General features: G+C 70.7%; 18 protein-coding genes. 8 read left to right on the forward strand and 10 right to left on the reverse strand.

The window, feature by feature from the left end:
* Positions 1 to 49: 49 nt before the first annotated feature.
* The 10 genes from ABFX50_RS00855 to ABFX50_RS00900 form a co-directional block, all read right to left on the reverse strand.
* On the reverse strand, positions 50 to 676 hold the full coding sequence (locus tag ABFX50_RS00855; RefSeq protein WP_183649887.1) for an HAD family hydrolase: 627 nt from the start codon (positions 674 to 676) through the stop codon (positions 50 to 52).
* 42 nt (positions 677 to 718) lie between these two features.
* The gene (locus ABFX50_RS00860) at positions 719 to 1,225 is read right to left on the reverse strand and encodes a DUF6912 family protein (protein WP_346142396.1); all 507 of its coding nucleotides are present in this window, start codon (positions 1,223 to 1,225) and stop codon (positions 719 to 721) included.
* A gap of 31 nt (positions 1,226 to 1,256) precedes the next feature.
* Positions 1,257 to 1,877, reverse strand: a complete 621-nt coding sequence (locus ABFX50_RS00865) for an HAD family hydrolase (RefSeq protein ID WP_346142398.1) — start codon at positions 1,875 to 1,877, stop codon at positions 1,257 to 1,259.
* 158 nt (positions 1,878 to 2,035) lie between these two features.
* Positions 2,036 to 3,361 (reverse strand): beta-N-acetylhexosaminidase, encoded by a 1,326-nt coding sequence (nagZ, locus tag ABFX50_RS00870; RefSeq protein ID WP_346142400.1) that lies wholly within the window; start codon positions 3,359 to 3,361, stop codon positions 2,036 to 2,038.
* Positions 3,362 to 3,415: 54 nt separating this feature from the next.
* Positions 3,416 to 5,086 (reverse strand): phosphoenolpyruvate--protein phosphotransferase, encoded by a 1,671-nt coding sequence (ptsP, locus tag ABFX50_RS00875; protein ID WP_346142402.1) that lies wholly within the window; start codon positions 5,084 to 5,086, stop codon positions 3,416 to 3,418.
* The gene (locus tag ABFX50_RS00880) at positions 5,083 to 5,340 is read right to left on the reverse strand and encodes an HPr family phosphocarrier protein (protein ID WP_346142404.1); all 258 of its coding nucleotides are present in this window, start codon (positions 5,338 to 5,340) and stop codon (positions 5,083 to 5,085) included. Before ABFX50_RS00880 ends, ptsP begins: the two co-directional genes overlap by 4 nt.
* A gap of 40 nt (positions 5,341 to 5,380) precedes the next feature.
* Positions 5,381 to 5,989, reverse strand: coding sequence for an HAD family hydrolase (locus ABFX50_RS00885; RefSeq protein ID WP_346142406.1), 609 nt, complete (start codon positions 5,987 to 5,989; stop codon positions 5,381 to 5,383).
* Positions 5,990 to 6,015: 26 nt separating this feature from the next.
* The gene (locus ABFX50_RS00890; RefSeq protein ID WP_346142408.1) at positions 6,016 to 6,462 is read right to left on the reverse strand and encodes a PTS sugar transporter subunit IIA; all 447 of its coding nucleotides are present in this window, start codon (positions 6,460 to 6,462) and stop codon (positions 6,016 to 6,018) included.
* A gap of 52 nt (positions 6,463 to 6,514) precedes the next feature.
* Positions 6,515 to 6,805: a PTS sugar transporter subunit IIB gene (locus ABFX50_RS00895; protein ID WP_346143022.1), complete on the reverse strand. Its 291-nt coding sequence runs from the start codon at positions 6,803 to 6,805 to the stop codon at positions 6,515 to 6,517.
* On the reverse strand, positions 6,805 to 7,839 hold the full coding sequence (locus tag ABFX50_RS00900; RefSeq protein WP_344831892.1) for an SIS domain-containing protein: 1,035 nt from the start codon (positions 7,837 to 7,839) through the stop codon (positions 6,805 to 6,807). Before ABFX50_RS00900 ends, ABFX50_RS00895 begins: the two co-directional genes overlap by 1 nt.
* A 104-nt stretch (positions 7,840 to 7,943) precedes the next feature.
* Here ABFX50_RS00900 and ABFX50_RS00905 point away from each other — a divergent pair, with 104 nt between their 5' ends.
* From ABFX50_RS00905 to ABFX50_RS00940, 8 genes are all read left to right on the forward strand, one after another.
* Positions 7,944 to 8,684 carry a GntR family transcriptional regulator gene (locus ABFX50_RS00905; protein ID WP_183649917.1) on the forward strand — a complete coding sequence of 247 codons (741 nt, stop codon included), beginning with the start codon at positions 7,944 to 7,946 and terminating at the stop codon, positions 8,682 to 8,684.
* A 76-nt stretch (positions 8,685 to 8,760) separates the two neighbouring features.
* Positions 8,761 to 10,098 carry a PTS transporter subunit EIIC gene (locus tag ABFX50_RS00910; protein ID WP_346142410.1) on the forward strand — a complete coding sequence of 446 codons (1,338 nt, stop codon included), beginning with the start codon at positions 8,761 to 8,763 and terminating at the stop codon, positions 10,096 to 10,098.
* An 85-nt stretch (positions 10,099 to 10,183) separates the two neighbouring features.
* A complete protein-coding gene (locus ABFX50_RS00915; RefSeq protein WP_346142412.1) occupies positions 10,184 to 11,488 on the forward strand; it encodes a PTS transporter subunit EIIC in 1,305 nt (434 codons plus the stop codon).
* A gap of 237 nt (positions 11,489 to 11,725) precedes the next feature.
* Positions 11,726 to 12,196 (forward strand): Rv3235 family protein, encoded by a 471-nt coding sequence (locus tag ABFX50_RS00920; RefSeq protein WP_183649925.1) that lies wholly within the window; start codon positions 11,726 to 11,728, stop codon positions 12,194 to 12,196.
* Positions 12,197 to 12,335: 139 nt separating this feature from the next.
* Positions 12,336 to 13,109 (forward strand): IclR family transcriptional regulator, encoded by a 774-nt coding sequence (locus ABFX50_RS00925; protein ID WP_346142415.1) that lies wholly within the window; start codon positions 12,336 to 12,338, stop codon positions 13,107 to 13,109.
* Positions 13,106 to 13,984 carry a carbohydrate ABC transporter permease gene (locus ABFX50_RS00930; protein WP_346142417.1) on the forward strand — a complete coding sequence of 293 codons (879 nt, stop codon included), beginning with the start codon at positions 13,106 to 13,108 and terminating at the stop codon, positions 13,982 to 13,984. Before ABFX50_RS00925 ends, ABFX50_RS00930 begins: the two co-directional genes overlap by 4 nt.
* Positions 13,981 to 14,871, forward strand: coding sequence for a carbohydrate ABC transporter permease (locus ABFX50_RS00935; RefSeq protein WP_346142419.1), 891 nt, complete (start codon positions 13,981 to 13,983; stop codon positions 14,869 to 14,871). Before ABFX50_RS00930 ends, ABFX50_RS00935 begins: the two co-directional genes overlap by 4 nt.
* Positions 14,872 to 14,897: 26 nt before the next feature.
* Entirely contained in the window at positions 14,898 to 16,181 is a 1,284-nt protein-coding gene (locus ABFX50_RS00940; RefSeq protein WP_346142421.1) for an ABC transporter substrate-binding protein, read from the forward strand.
* The last annotated feature ends 35 nt before the right edge of the window (positions 16,182 to 16,216 follow it).

Here is a 16,216-nt window from a genome sequence, read left to right on the forward strand (position 1 = left end):
GCCGCCAGAGTACGGCCAGCCGGCGCGATGCATAAGCCGGCGGGGCGATTTAGGCATGGTCGAGCGCTGCGGCCAGCGTGTCGACGACCGGCCAGCCCGTCGCCTCCAGCGCCTCGCGCGGCGTCATCCCGCCCGTGTAGAGCACGGCCCTCGCGCCCACGTAGGCGGCCGCCATCCCGTCGTCCACGCTGTCGCCGATCACCAGGACCTGCGAGGGCTCGACGCTGAGCGCCGCGATGTGCGTGGCCATGTGCTCGGCCTTCTCACCGCCGGTCGTGCCGGTCAGCCCGTCGACCCTGGTGAAGTGGCCGTCGATGCCGAAGGAGGTGATCGTCGGGACCAGGTGGTCGTGCGGGGCCATCGAGCACAGCGACTGGGTGCCCGTCCAGCCCCTGAGGGAGGCCTCGGCGTCGGCCGCGAGACCGCAGGCCGCCATGAGCTGGAAGTAGCTGGTGTGGAAGCCCCTGTCGAGCTCCTCCCACTCGCCCTCCATCAGCGCCCGCCCGAGCATGCGCTCGTAGGCCAGCCAGATCGGGCGCGTGTAGACGGCCCTGAACCCGTCGGCGGTCAGCCCCGGCAGGCCGTAGGGCTTGAACACCTCGTTCGTGGCGCCCACCACGGCGTCGATGTCGTGAAAGAGGGTTCCGTTCCAGTCCCACACGATGTGCTGCGTCATGCCGTCCATTCTCCGGTCTGCAGGAGAGTGAGCGGTTCACGCTCAGCCGAGGAGGTCGGGGATCTCCTGGGTGGCGTACCACATCAGCTCGTGCGCCTCGGCGCCGTCGACGGTGAACCTGGCGTCGTCGTCACCGCCGTCGGAGGCCGGCAGCGCGGCGATGGCGGCCTCGATGTCGCCGGCCGCGCCGTCGTCGTCGATGTGGACGGCGGCGACCTTGGCCATGGGCACCGACTCCGCCAGCCGTACCCTCGCCCTCTCCTCCAGGTCGGCGCCCATGGAGAGGGCGCCGTCGGGCACCTCGACGGCCACGACCACCCGCCGGGGGGCGGCGGCGACGCCGTCGGCCCTGTCGGCGGCGAGCATGCGCAGCGAGGCGCGGGCCGCCTCCGTGAGGGCGACGTACTCCAGCTCCTCGGTGTCGCCTGAGGCGTACCACTCGGTCAGCGCGGGGGTCACCGCGTAGCCGGTCAGCGGGGCCGGGCCGAGCTCGCCCTCGGCCGCGGCGCGGGCCAGCGCGGGAAGGGTGCTCGGCAGGTATACGCGCATCGGAAACCTTTCACGACGTTCAAGGGACCCATCATCGCAGGGGGACGCCCAGCAGCGTCTCCAGCTCGGCGATGGTCGTGTCAGGGTCGATGTGGTGGATGCCGATGATTCCCAGCGAGCGGGCCGCGGCGATGTTGATCTCGATGTCGTCGATGAAGACGCACTCGGGAGCGGTCAGCCCGATGAGGCCGAGGGCGTGCTGGAAGATGCGCGGCTCGGGCTTGCGCATGCCGATCTCGCCCGAGATGACGACGGCGTCGAAGATCTCGTCCCAGCCGTCGCGCGGGTACTCGTTGGCCCACGAGTTGGAGAGCAGGCAGACCCTGACACCTGCCGTGCGGGCCTTGAGCAGCATGTCGTACATGGCGTCGACGCGCTGGAAGCCGAGGAACATCCGGGTGAGCAGGCCGTCCGCGAGGGGCGGTGTGCCGTCGACGGTGCGCAGCCTGGCGGCCAGCTCGCGCTCGAATTCCACGGCGGTGATCTCGCCGCGTTCGAGGGCGTGGACGGCGCTCTCCTGGCGGAGCAGCTCGCGCATGACCGTGCGGTAGTGCTCGCCGTCGAGACGGTCGGACTCGATCCAGGTGGCGACGGCCTCGGACATGCTCGTGGTGAGCACGCCGCCCCAGTCGATCAGGACTCCCTTGACCATGGGGTGCAGCCTATATCCCCTGAATGGAGCGGGTCATTTCCCTCGATACGGTGACTTTCCGTCCAAGGAGACGGAGGGACATCCGTGTCAGACGAGTGGACCGGCCTGGCTGACCAAGCCCGTGCTGATCGCCATCCGGTCCTCCGTTCGTGGAAGGGCTAGCGCCCTGCGCGCTCGATCCTGGCCGCCAGCCTGCGGTGCTCGGCGGAGCGGAGCACCTTGGCCGCCTGGGCCGCCGAGGCGACGGGGGCCGCCTTGAGGAAGCCGCGCTTGTGCCGGAGTTCGAGGAGCCTGGTCACCGACGCGTCGAGACGCTGCTGGGAGATGCGGCCCGACTTCACCGCCGCCAGCACCGCGCCGTAGGCCTTGGGCAGGCTCGGCGGCATGAGCAGCAGGTCGGCGCCTGCCAGCACGGCGCGCACGGCGACCTCGCCGTCGTTGTACTTCTTGCGCACGCCCTCCATGTTGAGCGCGTCGGTGGAGACGACGCCGTCGAAGCCGAGCTTGTCGCGCAGCAGCCCGGTCAGGATGGGCTTGGACAGCGTGGCGGGGTCGCCCGAGGGGTCGAGCTTGGGCATGACGATGTGCGCGCTCATGACCGCGTCCACGTCGGCGCCGATCGCGGCCTTGAACGGCGGCGCGTCGAGCGAGGCCCACTGGGCGCGGGTGTGCTTGATGACCGGCAGCCCCGTGTGGCTGTCGGTCCTGGTGTCGCCGTGGCCGGGGAAGTGCTTGGCCGTGGCGGCGACGCCGGCGTCGTGGAAGCCCTTGACCGAGGCGGCGACCATCTGGGCGACGCGCGCCGGGTCGTCGCCGAAGGCGCGCTTGCCGATGACCGGGTTCTTCGGGTCGATGTTGACGTCCGCCACGGGGGCGAAGTCGAGGTTGACACCGAGCGCCTTCAGCTCGGCCCCCGTGGCCTTCGCCGCTTCGCGGGCCAGGCCCGTGTTGCGCGTGGCGCCGACGACCGAGGCCCCCGGCAGGTCGGTGACCAGCGCGGACATCCGGGAGACCAGGCCGTTCTCCTGGTCGGTGCCGATCAGGAGCGGTACGCGCTTCGAGGCCTTCTGCATGCCGTTGGTCAGCGAGACGACCTGGGAGACGCTCTTGATGTTGCCGGGGAAGAGGATCACGCCGCCGAGGTGGTACTTGGCGATCACCTTGGCGGGGGTGCTCGCGCCGAACGAGGTCTGGTTGCCCTCGGCGGCGCTGTCGGCGGAGGTGCCGTTGAGCACGGGCATGAACAGCTGGCCGACCTTCTCCTCGACGCTCATCGCCGCCAGCGCCCGCCGTACGGTGTCGGGCCTGTTCCCGGTCTGCGCGGGCGTGGGCGACGCGGGAGCGGAGGAGGCGGGAGGGGTGGGCGCGACGGCTGGAGGAGCCACCGAGCCGGCGGCCCCCGCGTTGCCCGACGCGCCTCCGCACGCCGCCACGGTGGCCGTCGCGATCATCAGGACGCCTGCGCTGCGGATGCCTCGAACCATGTGTCCAAACTATCGGCCGCGTGCGGGTGTTGAGGCCGACTCGTCATTCGCCGGCTACAGGCCGAGCGCCGCCAGCCGCGGAAGGGCCGCGCGGGCCGCCGCCCTCGCCCCCGCCGCCGTGCTCTGCGCCCTGGCGGCCTCGGCCGCGGCGCGGCACTGCGCCAGCGTGTGCCCGGCCAGCCCCGCCCGTACGGCAGGCAGCGAGGGAGCGCTCATCGACAGCGTCGCCACGCCCAGCCCCACCAGCACGCACGCCAGCACGGGATCGGCCGCCGCCTCGCCGCACACCCCGCACGGCCTGCCGTGCTCGCCCACGGCCAGGGCGATCAGGTCGAGCAGGGCGGGCTGCCACGCGTCCTGCAGCGCGCTCAGCGCCCCCACCTGGCGGTCGGCCGCGAACGTGTACTGCGCGAGGTCGTTGGTCCCGATCGAGAAGAAGTCCACGGCCGCCGCGAGATCCCCGGCCCTGAGCGCCGCGGCCGGCACCTCGATCATCACTCCCGCCGAGGTCAGCCCTCTGGCCCTGCACGCCTCGGTGAACCAGGTCGCCTCCTCCACAGTGGCCACCATGGGCGCCATCACCTGCAACCGGGCCGGCAGCCCCTCGGCCGCCCTGGCCAGCGCGTCGAGCTGTCCGGCCATGACCTCGGGATGCACCCTGAACATCCGCAGCCCCCGCTCGCCGAGCGCGGGGTTCGGCTCCTCGCCCTGGGGCGGCAGGAAGGCCAGCGGCTTGTCGGCACCCGCGTCGAGCGTGCGGACCACGACCTTCCCTCCGGGGAAGGCCTCCAGCACGGCCCGGTAGGCCGTCTCCTGCTCGGCCCCCGTGGGCGGCTGCTTCCTGTCCAGGAAGAGGAACTCCGTGCGGTACAGCCCGACGCCTTCGGCGCCGTTGGCCAGCGCCGCCTTCACCTCGCCAGGCCCGCCGAGGTTGGCCAGCAGCGGGACGGCGTGCCCGTCGGAGGTCCCGCCGGGACCTGTCGCGGCCCTGAGCGCCTGCTCCCTGGACTCCGAGCGCCGCCTGGCCGCGGCCACCTCGCGCTCGCCGGGCTCGACGGTGACCGTGCCCGCGGCTCCGTCCACGAGCACGCGGACACCTGGCGTCAGACCCGTGGCGCCGCGGGCGGCCACCACCGCGGGCACGCCCATCGCTCGCGCCAGGATCGCGGTGTGGCTGGTCGGGCCGCCCTCCTCCGTCACGAACGCGGCCACGACGTCCTTGGACAGCAGCGCCGTGTCGGCGGGCGCCAGGTCCCTGGCCACCAGCACGTACGGCTCGGCCGCCACGTCGGGCACCCCCGGCATCGCCCGGCCTGTCAGCACGGCGACCGTGCGGTCCCTGATGTCGTCGAGGTCGGCCGCCCGCTCGCCCAGGTAGCCGCCCGCCGAGGTCAGCAGGTCGCGGTAGGTCCCGAACGAGTCGTAGACGGCCCTCTCCGCGGCCGTGCCCCGGTCGATCAACGCGTCGACCCCCACGGCCAGGCCGGGGTCGCGGGCCATCAGCGCCTGGGCGGCGAGCACGTCCTTCGCCTCGCCGCCGGCCCTGACGCCGCGCGCCTCCAGGTCGGCCGCGACCTTCTCCAGCGCGGCGTGCGCCCGCGCCTTCTCCTCGTCCGCCTCGCCCACGTAGGTGGCGCCCTCGGGGGGTTCGGGCACCGAGGCGGTCAGCACGTAGACGGGGCCGTGCCCGATGCCCGGGCTGACCCCCACCCCCGCGACGGTCATGGCGCCGATGCGATCGCGGCCAGCTCGTCGAGCAGCTCCTCCGCGCCCTCTCCCTCGGCCCTGATCACGATCGTCTCGCCCTGGCGCACGTCGAGCCCCATCACCATGAGGATGCTCTTGGCGTTGACGGGCTGGCCGCCCTGCCTGGCCACGGTGACGTCGATGTCCGCCTTCGCCGCCGCCTGCACGAACGTCGCCGCGGGTCGGGCGTGCAGGCCGACCTCCGCCTCGACGGTCACCTTGCGCTCGGCCATCGGGGATCCTCCTTGCTGTGCCGGTCCAGACCAGCTGGACTCATGAAAAGGGCGGCCAGCCGACCGCGGTCAGGTCAGCGACCACGAGATCGGCGTCGGCCAGGTCCTCGCCGGCGTGGGTGGTGGCCACCGCCACGCACTTCATACCCGCCGCTTTCGCCGCGGATATCCCCGCCACCGAGTCCTCGAAGACTACGCAATCATCCGGATCCACCCTCAGCCGGGCGGCGGCCAGCAGGAAGCCGGCCGGGTCGGGCTTGCCGACCTCGACGTCCTCGGCCGTCACGAGCACCTCGAACAGGCTCCTGACCCCGACCTGGTCGAGTCGCGTCTCGGCCCACTCGCGCCGGGCGGAGGTCACCAGGCCGATGCGCGAGCCGTACGCGGCGACCTTGCGGACCAGCTCGGCGGCCCCTGGGACGGGGGCGACGTCGGGCAGCCCCGGGTGGTCGTCGTAGCTGAAGACCTCGGCGATCAGCTGCTCCACGTCGTGGTCGGGGAAGATCTCGGGGAGCACGTCCCTGCCCCTGCGCCCCATGAAGATGGCCACGTCGTGGTCGAGCTGGTGGTTGTCGAGCAGCATCTGCCAGATCATCCTGTTGCGCCGCTCGGTGTCGATCAGCGTGCCGTCGAGGTCGAAGAGCGCCACGGCACGGACTCTGCCCCGCTCGCTGTCTACGCCCATAGGAAGAGCTCGTCCCCCACGTGGACGGGGCCGTGGGCGACCTCGGTCACCGACTCCGCCCTGGCGTCGAGCGCCACCACGGGGCAGACGGGCGAGCGCCCGCCCGCCTCTATCACGACGGGATCCCACGCCACGACGGGCTGGCCCGCGCTGACCCTGTCGCCCTCGGTCGCCAGCAGCCTGAAGCCCTCCCCCTTGAGCTGCACCGTGTCGATCCCCAGGTGCACCAGCACGCCCTTGCCGTCGTCCCCCACGATGACGTAGGCGTGCGGATGCAGCTTCATGATCTTTCCGTCGATCGGCGCTACCGCGTTGCCAGGCGCCCTCGCCGGGTCGATCGCCGTCCCGGGCCCGACCATGCCCGCCGAGAACACCGGATCGGGCACGGCGCCCAGCCCCACCGCGGCCCCGTCAACCGGAGCGAGAACGCTGGTCATTGGTCCCCCCCTGCAGCAGAGCGCCGGCGGCGGGGAATCCGCCGCCGGCGCTCTAGCCGATGATGTCCTCGATGTCGCTGGCGATCGTGTCGGCCTCGGGGCCCACCACGACCTGAACGACGTTGCCCGCGGCCATCACCCCGTGAGCCCCTGCGGCCTTGAGCGCCGCCTGGTTGACCTTGGAGGCGTCGTGCACCTCGGTGCGCAGCCGCGTGATGCACGGCTCGATCTCGATGATGTTGTCCACACCACCGAGCCCGGCGATGATCGCGTTCGCGTCCGCCGCCATCTGTCCTCCCTCGTCGTTACGTCTCTGTGACCAGGCTAAACGACCGTGGACGATCAGTCGGTCTGGGTCACCTTGTTGAGGCCGCGCGGCGCGTCGGGGTCGATGCCCAGGCGCCTGGCGAGGGCTTCGGTGAGCAGCTGCCCAGGAACGATCAGGCCCATGGGGGCGACCCACTCGGGCAGGTCGGGGCCGTTCAGCGCCGCCGTACCCGCCTTGGCCAGGGCCGCGCCGCCGCCGACGGTGAAGGCCGCCGCACCCGCGCCGACCACCCGCTCGGCCAGGGCGACCGTACCCGCCAGCGTCGGGCTGTTCTCCGCCGCGACCAGCAGCGCCGGGGTGTCCTCGTCCACGACGGCGATCGGGCCGTGCAGCAGGTCGGCGTAGGACAGGCCCATGGCGTGCAGGTAGCAGGCCTCCTTGAGCTTCAGCGCGGTCTCCAGCGCGGTGGAGAAGGCCAGGCCGCGGCCCGAGACGACCACGCCGGGCTTGTCGGCCAGACCTTCGACGACCGCTTCGAGGTCACCGGGCTCGGCGATCAGCTTCTCGACGGCGTCGGGCACCCGCTGCAGGTCGGCGGCGTCCACGTCCGCGCCGAGCCCCAGCGCGAGGACGGCCAGCGCCGCCAGCTGCGTGGTGTAGGTCTTGGTGGCGGGGACCGCCTTCTCCTCGCCCGCCAGGGTGACCAGCGCGAGGTCGGCCGCCTGGGCGAGCGGGCTGTCCTCGCCTCCGTTGGTGATGCCGACGGTCCTGGCGCCGCACTCCTTGGCCCAGGTCAGCGTCTCCACGATCTCCTCGGTCTTGCCCGACTGGGAGATCGCGACGGCCAGCACGCCTTCGAGGTCGAGTTTGCGCCTGTAGGTGGTGGCGATGGAGGGCGCGGCGAGGGCCGACAGACGGCCCGCGTGCGATTCCACCAGGTAGCGGCCGTAGACTGCGGCGTTGTCGGAGGTACCGCGCGCGATGAACAGCAACTGCCGGGTCTGCTCGCCGAGCGCCTTCACCTCGCCGACGCGGGGGAGCAAGGAGTCCAGGGTGGCCCGCAGCGCGGCCGGCTGCTCGGCGATCTCGCTGCGCATTCTCGTGGTCATCTTGTCCCCATCGCTTGACTCCTATTTCCGGCATGTGGTCTAGTCCGGACTAGACCAGTACGAACCATAGCTCATCATTCAAGGTCAGATCGAGGGGAGGATCCGTGGCGCACATCGATCCGGACAGCCCGGTGCCCAAGTACTTCCAGCTCCGCGAGATCCTGCTGGATCTCATAGACAGCAACGAGCTCAGCATCGGGGCGGCCATCCCGTCCGAGCGCGAGCTCTGCCAGCGATTCGGGCTGTCGCGGATGACCGTCCGCCAGGCGGTCGACCACCTCGTCTCCGAGGGACGCCTGCACAGGGTTCCGGGCAAGGGCACCTTCGTCGCCAGGCCGAAGATCGAGCTGGCCCTCCAGCTCACCTCCTTCACCAACGACATGCGCGCCCGCGGTCTCGAGCCCGGCTCGCGCGACCTCGACAGACGCATCGTGCGCGCGAGCGCGCACCTGGCCAAGGAGCTGGGGATCCAGCCGGGAGAGGAGGTGCACTTCATCGAGCGGCTGCGGACCGCCGACGGCGAGCCCCTGTCGATCGAGCGGGCGCACATCCCCGTCTCGCTCGCTCCCGACCTGGCCGATCACGATCTCACGGGGCGCTCGCTCTACCAGCTGCTGGAGCAGCGCTACGGGATCGTCATGGACGCGGGCGAGCTGACCATCGACGGCGGCCTCGCCGATCCCAGCGACGCCGACCTGCTGAAGCTGCCAAGAGGAGGGGCGGTGCTGCTGCTGCAGCGGCGCTCGTTCGCCGGCGGGGTCTGCGCCGAGCTCGGTGTCTCCACCTACCGGGCCGATCGGTACCAGTTGCGCACCATGCTGGAGATCCCCGCCCGCCGCGGCTGACCGGTTCTGCGCGGGTGCGGCATGCTACGTCAGGACCCCGTTCCCTTCCCCCCGACACCCCCCGGAGGAACGACCGGTGAACGACTCCGCCGCGATCTCTTCGCCGTTCGCCCGTCTCATGGCCGTGCTCCAGCGTCTGGGCCGCTCGCTCATGCTGCCCATCGCGGCCCTGCCCGCCGCGGCGCTGTTACTGCGGTTCGGCCAGCCCGACATGCTCGGCTCCAACGGCGCCGAGCCGGGCGGACTGGCCGACGTGTCGGGCCTGACGTGGATGACGCACGTCGCCGCGGTGCTCGACGCCTCCGGCAAGGCTCTGCTGGAGAACCTGCCGCTGCTGTTCGCGGTAGGGGTGGCGATCGGGTTCGCCCGCAAGGGGGACGGCTCGACCGCGCTGGCGGCCGTGGTGGGCTACCTCGTCTTCGACCGCGTCAGCAAGGTGATGTTCTTCGACTCGGCGATCCGCGACACGGTCATGATCCGCCAGGTCAAGGAGCAGGGGATCACCGAGGTCGTCAACTACGGCGTCCAGAACCCGACCAAGGTGCTCGGCGGCATCCTGATCGGACTGGTGACCGCGATCCTCTGGCAGCGCTTCTACCGCATCAAGCTGCCGTCGTGGCTGGCCTTCTTCGGCGGCCGCCGCTTCGTCCCGATCGTCACCTCGATCGCGGCGCTGGTGCTGGGCGTGCTGATCGGCTGGATCTGGCCGGTGCTCGGCGGGTGGATCGGCGAGGCGGGCAAGGCGCTGGCCGACGCGGGGGCCGTGGGCACGGGCCTGTACGGCTTCTTCAACCGCCTGCTCGTGCCGCTCGGCCTGCATCACTTCGTCAACTCGATCGTCTGGTACGTCGTGCCTGAGTGCCAGGTCGGAGGGCGAGCGCTGGCGGGCGACTGGAACTGCTACTTCGGCGGCGACCCCAACGCCGGGGAGTTCATGGCCGGCTTCTTCCCCATCATGATGTTCGCCCTGCCCGCCGCCGCCCTTGCCATCTGGCGCGCGGCGCTTCCCGGCAGGCGGAAGGCCGTCGGCGGCATCATGCTCTCGGCCGCGCTCGCCTCCTTCGTCACGGGCATCACCGAGCCGATCGAGTTCGCCTTCCTGTTCGTGGCGCCGGTGCTGCTGGTGGTGCACGCCGTGCTCACCGGGATCGCGATGGCGGTGACCACGCTGATCGGCGGGCAGCTCGGCTTCGGCTTCTCGGCAGGACTGCTGGACATGCTGCTGAACGCGAGCAAGTCCAACACCCACAACCTCGCGGGGATCCTGGTCGTCGGGGTGATCTACGGAGCGGTGTACTACGTCGTGTTCAGCTTCCTGATCAGGCGGCTAAACATCATGACGCCTGGACGCGAGCCCGAGGTGGACGTCGACTCGGGCGAGAGCGCCGTCCCTGCCAGACCCGCCGCCACCTGACCGGACGGCTCACCACGGCGTTTCCCCAGGACGGCGCGTGGTAGATATCCCGCATCCCCCGTGAGCATCTGCCGGGGGAGTCGGGATGAGCACTGCGAGCGCCGAGGGCGGCACCTCCTTCTTGTCGTCCGCGTTCGCCGTGCTGCAGCGGGTCGGCCGTTCGCTGATGATGCCCATCGCGGTCCTGCCCGCCGCCGGCCTCCTGCTCAGGTTCGGCCAGGAGGACCTGCTCGGCCGTACCGACAACGCCCTCCTCGACAAGGTGGCCTCGGTCTTCGCCGCCGCGGGCGGCGCGCTCTTCGACAACCTGCCGCTGCTGTTCGCGATCGGGGTGGCCATCGGCTTCGCCAAGAAGGCCGACGGCTCGACCGCGCTCGCCGCCCTCGTCGGCTACCTCGTCTTCGACCAGGTCACCAGGCGGATGTTCTTCGACTCCTCCGCCGAAGCGGTCAAGACCAAGGTCACCCTCACCCTGCAGGACGGCTCGACGGTCATCAACCAGGCGGCCTCCTCCCAGCCGACGGGCGTGCTCGGCGGCATCATGATCGGCCTGGTCGCCGCCGTGCTGTGGCAGCGCTACTACCGGATCAGGCTGCCCAGCTGGCTCGCCTTCTTCGGCGGCAGACGCTTCGTGCCGATCGTCACCGCCGTGACCGCGCTCGCCCTGGGCGTGATCTTCGGCCTCGTCTGGCCGCCCATCGGCACCGCGCTCACCAGCTTCGGCGACTGGCTGGCCACCCACTCCGCGCTCGGCGCCGGCGTCTACGGCGTGGCCAACCGGCTCCTCATCCCCCTCGGCCTGCACCACTTCGTCAACTCGATCGTGTGGACCGTCATCCCCGAGTGCACCGTGAACGGCGTGCAGGCGGCGGGCGACCTCAAGTGCTACGCGATCGGCCAGGACGGCGCCGGCATCTTCATGACCGGCTTCTTCCCCGTGCTGATGTTCGGCGTGCCGGGCGCGGCGCTGGCGATCTGGCGGGCGGCGCCCTCGCACAAGCGGGCCGCCGTGGGCTCCATCATGGTCGGCGGCGCGCTGACCGCGTTCGTCACGGGGATCACCGAGCCGGTGGAGTTCGCGTTCATCTTCGTCGCGCCGATGCTGTTCGTCGTCCACGCGCTGCTCACGGGCGTGTCGATGGCGCTGTTGGCGGCCATGGACACGCGGCTGGGCTTCAGCTTCTCCGCGGGCGGCATCGACATGCTGCTCAACGCCACCAAGTCCAACACGCACGGGCTGGTGCTGATCATCCTGATCGGGCTGGCCTACTTCGTCGTGTACTACCTGCTGTTCAGCTTCCTGATCCGCAGGCTCGACATCCTCACCCCCGGACGGGAGCCCGACGAGGACACCGTCCCCCCGGGCAGGGGAGCCGGATCCCCGGAATGATCACAGCCGGAAGGCGTGCGGGCAACCGTCCGGAAAGGATTCGGCGCGCCCCTCGAGCGGCGGCGACTCGCCGGAATCCGGTGAGAGCTGGGCGCCAACCGATCCAACTCCGCGCGATCTTCTTCGTTGATCGCCGCAAAAGCCTCCAGGGCAGCGCGAAGTTGGCGGCCGACGTATCTGGGCGTGGGACCGAAAACTCCTTATAGCGACGTTCTCACCCATGAGGTTGGAGGTTTCATGCCATCCCGGCTGCGCCCCGTTCCGCTCCCCCACGTCACCCTCACCCCGGTCCCCGACCCGCCGTACGACGGAGAGCGCCGCGCCCCCGAGCCCGCCACCGACGGCTCCCTCGCTCTGGCGCCCGCCGCCCCTCGCCCCCTGGTCTGGGGGCCACCGGGCTCCGTCCCCGACGAGCGGCACCTGCGCCACCTCGGTCAGGCGCTCGCCGAGATCCTCACCGGCCGCCGCCCTCCCGAGACCGTGGCCGACCGCCTCACCGACCGCGCCTACGCCGAACTCGTCAGGGCGGGACGGATGATCGTGACCAGCAGCCGCCCGCTCGTCGGCCGTCCCCACGTCAAGCAGCCGAAGGAGGGGGCGGTGGAGATGTGCCTGCTCATGCACTGCGGCGAGCGCCACCACGTGCTGGCCGTCCGGCTCGAACGCAGGGGCGTCCAGTGGCTCTGCACGGATTTCGAAACCGCCTGAGCCCCCTTTATCGGAAAGCAACGCACCCGGGCCACCACAAGGGGTTGACTGCCTTGCAGCATGTGCGTAACCATCCCACATACCGCAAATCACATGCAATGGAGACAGGGTGGCTTCCGATCAGAGCAATAATCAGAGCGTGGAACGGGCGATCTCCGTCCTGCGGGTGTTCCTGAGCGGCCGGCCCGAGCTGCGCGTGTCGGATGTCGCCAAGGCCACGGGGCTCGGCACCTCGACCGCCTCACGGCTGCTGGCCACGCTGGAGACGCTGGAGTTCGTCGAACGTGACGAGCTCAGCGGCCTGTACCGCCTGGGCACCGCGCCGATCACGCTCGGCGGGGTCGCGCTCAACCAGAACCCGGTGCACCGCGAGGCCCGCCAGGTGGCGCAGGACCTGGCGGCCGCGCTGGGCCTCGGCGTGAACGTGGCGATCAGGCGCGGCGACTCCATGTTCTACCTGCTGAACTTCGAGGGCAGGCTGGCGCCCCGCTCGTTCGTGCTGACCGGGCAGCGCAAGCCGCTGTACGCCACCGGCATCGGCAAGTGCCTGCTGCTCGGCCTGAGCACGCAGGAGCGCCGCGAGCTGCTGCCCGAGTCCTCGATGCAGCCGTTCACGCCGCAGACGCTCACCACCCACGCCAGGCTCGACGAGGAGCTGGCCGCGGTGCTCGGCCGCGGCTACGCCAGGGAGGTCGAGGAGCTGGCGTTCGGCCGCGCGTGCGTGGCCGCGCCGATCCGCGACCAGGCCCGCGAGGTCGTGGCGGCGATCTCGATCTCGGGCCCCCTGTCGGCGATGGACCTGGCCGCCAGAGAGGCCGAGCTGGCCCGCACGGTCATCGAGACGGCCGACTCCATCAGCATCGGCCTGGGTTACGTCGGCCCCGTCCACGCCTTCGCCGCGAGCCCGGCATGAATGCCAGGAAGCTGTCCGACGGGCAGTTCGCCTGGCTGCTGATGATCCCCGGGCTCGCGCTGTTCCTCGCCATCATCGCCTACCCGCTGGTGGCGGCGCTGGTCACGGGGTTCTTCGAGCAGAGCCTCGTCCGGCCGGGCCGCGCGTTCGTCGGTCTCGCCAACTTCGCCGACGTGCTCGGCGGCGACTTCTGGCCGGTGCTGCGCAACACGCTGGTGTTCACGATCGGCGCCACGCTCATCCCCTTCGTGGTCGGTTACGCGCTGGCCCTGGCGCTCAACTCGGGCATCAGGGGCAGCGGGTTCCTGCGCGGCCTGTTCCTGTTCCCCTGGGTGATCCCCGGCGTGGTCGTCTCCTTCCTCTGGCTGTGGATCTTCAACGCCAACTACGGCGTGCTCAACGGCGTGCTGATGCAGGCAGGGTTCATCGAGACGACGGTGTCGTGGCTCGGCCAGCCGGTCACGGCGATGATCGCGGTGATCGTCACCAAGACCTGGGCGAGCTTCCCCTGGATGATGGTGATGCTGCTGGCGGGCCTGCAGACGATGCCCAAGGAGTTGCACGAGGCGGCCTCGGTCGACGGGGCGGGCGCGGTCCGCAGGTTCAGGTCGGTCACGCTGCCGCACATGAAGGGCATCGCGGGCATCGTGCTGCTGCTGGAGTTCATCTGGAACTTCCAGCACTTCGACACGATCTACGTGCTCACCGGCGGCGGGCCCGCGGGCTCCACCAAGACCTTCGCCGTGGCCGTCTACGACACCGCGTTCAAGGGCTTCGACCTGGGCCACGCCACCGCGCTCGGCGGCCTCTGGATGCTGCTGCTGCTCGTCCTCGTCGCCTTCTACCTGCGACGCGAGACGAAGGAGAGCTCATGACCGCGACCCTGACCAGGCCCGCCTCGGTGTCACGCCGCCAGGTGAAGGTGCGGCGCAGGCCCGACCAGGTCCGCTCGCGCCTGGCCGCGTGGATCGCCGTCGTGGTCATCGGGCTGTTCGGCATGCTGCCCGTCTACTGGCTGGTCGCCACCGCGTTCACCCCCGACGACAAGGCCTTCAGCTTCCCGCCCTCGCTGTTCCCCACCGAGATCACCTTCGACCACTTCGCCAACCTCGCCAGGAACGAGCAGCTGTTCGGCTACCTGGTGAACAGCGTGATCGTCTCGGTGGTCACGGCCGTGCTGAGCGTGGTCGTGTCCGCCTACATGGCCTACGCCTTCTCCAAGTTCCGCTACCGAGGCCGCAGGTCGCTCATGCACCTGGTGCTGGCCTCACAGATGTTCCCTCAGGCGCTGCTGCTGGTGACGCTCTACGCCGTCTTCAGCGCCTCGGGGCTGCTGGGCAGCTACGCGGCGCTGATCCTCTCGTTCACCACGTTCACGCTGCCGCTGTGCGTGTGGATGCTCAAGGGGATCTTCGACACGGTGCCCAGCTCGCTGATGGAGGCCGCGGCGATCGACGGGGCCTCCAGGTTGCGCACGCTGCACCAGATCGCGCTGCCGCTGGCCGCTCCCGGCCTGGTGGCGGCGGGGCTGTTCGCCTTCGTCAGGGCGTGGAACGACTTCGTCTTCGCCCTCACGCTGACCGACCCCGACCGCCAGACGCTGCCGCCCGGACTCGTGCACACCTACCTCGGGGAGTTCCAGACCGCCTGGCCCGACCTGATGGCCGCCTCGTTCGTCGTCTCGCTCCCCGTCATCGCCGCCTTCATGTTCCTGCAGCGATACCTGGTCGGCGGGCTCACGGCGGGCGCGGTCAAGGGCTGACCCTCACCCCTCTTCCTGGAGAGACCATGACAACGATGAACCGCAGGGACGCCCTGCGGATGCTCGGACTGTCCACCCTCGGCGCGACCGCCCTGGCGGCCTGCACCCCCGACGCCTCGGGCGGCGGCGCGCCCAAGGGCGACACCGCTGCCAAGACCTTCGGCTTCACCTCGTGGTCACTGAACGAGGAGGCCCAGAAGGGCGCAGTGCAGGCCATCGTGGACGCCTACGCCACGGCCAAGCAGGTGAAGGTCGACACCGCGTCCTTCCCCTACAACGAGTACCTCAACCAGGTGACACTCAAGCTGCGCGGTGGCCAGGTGTCGGGCGCGATCCAGCTCGACATCTCCTGGCTCGGCGCGCTGGCCGCCATGGGCAAGCTCAGGGACCTCTCGCCCCAGGCCGCCAAGGGCGGTTACACCGAGGTGGCCCGCTCCAGCGGCCAGTTCGACGGCAAGCAGCTCGGGCTGCCGTGGACGACGGGCTCCATCGGCCTGATCGCCAACACCGACCTGCTGAAGAAGGCCGGTGTGGACGGCCTGCCCTCGACCATCGAGGAGTTCGAGGCCGCGCTCGAGAAGGTCGGCAAGCTCGGCGGCGGCGTGGTGCCGTACGCGGCGGCGACCAAGGCGGCCCAGCTCAAGGACATCCTGCCGTGGATGCAGACGTTCGGCAGCCCCCTGCTGAACGGCGAGGAGATCGCGGTGGGCGACGACGCCTCCGTCGCCACCGTCGAGTGGTACAAGAAGCTGTACGACGCCAAGCTCATCGCCCCCGACGTCGATCGCTTCGACGCCCGCGCGCTGTTCGCGCAGGGCAAGGCCGCCTTCTACGACGACGCGATCATCGCGCGCGGCGTGGTGTCCAGCCAGGCGCCCGACAAGACGCTGACCGAGAAGATGGCGCCGCTGGCCAGACCGGTGCTGAAGGCCGGCGACACGCCGCGGGCGCTGCTGTGGGGCCACGTGATCGTGGTGGTGGACGGCGAGGGCGGCGACGCCGCCGCCGACTTCGCCTCCTTCGCCACCTCCGACACCGCGACCGTGGCCGGTTTCTTCGAGAAGGTGAAGCTCCCGCCGACCACCACCGCGGGTCTCGCCGACCCGAAGGTCGCGGGCGACACCTTCACCACCGACTGGACCGAGAAGATCACCAAGACGGCGACGCCGAACCCGTTCTGGCGTTACGCAGGTTACGCGCAGATCGAGAGCACGATCGCCGAGCAGGTGCAGGCCGTACTGGTCGGACAGTCCTCGGCCAAGGAGGCGCTGGCCAAGGCGGCGGAGACGGCCAAGGGCCTGCAGAAGTAGCGCTCGGAGGCCGCCCGGCAGGCGGCACGTCCACT

It is taken from the genome of Nonomuraea recticatena (assembly GCF_039533245.1).
Taxonomy (GTDB): domain Bacteria; phylum Actinomycetota; class Actinomycetes; order Streptosporangiales; family Streptosporangiaceae; genus Nonomuraea; species Nonomuraea roseola.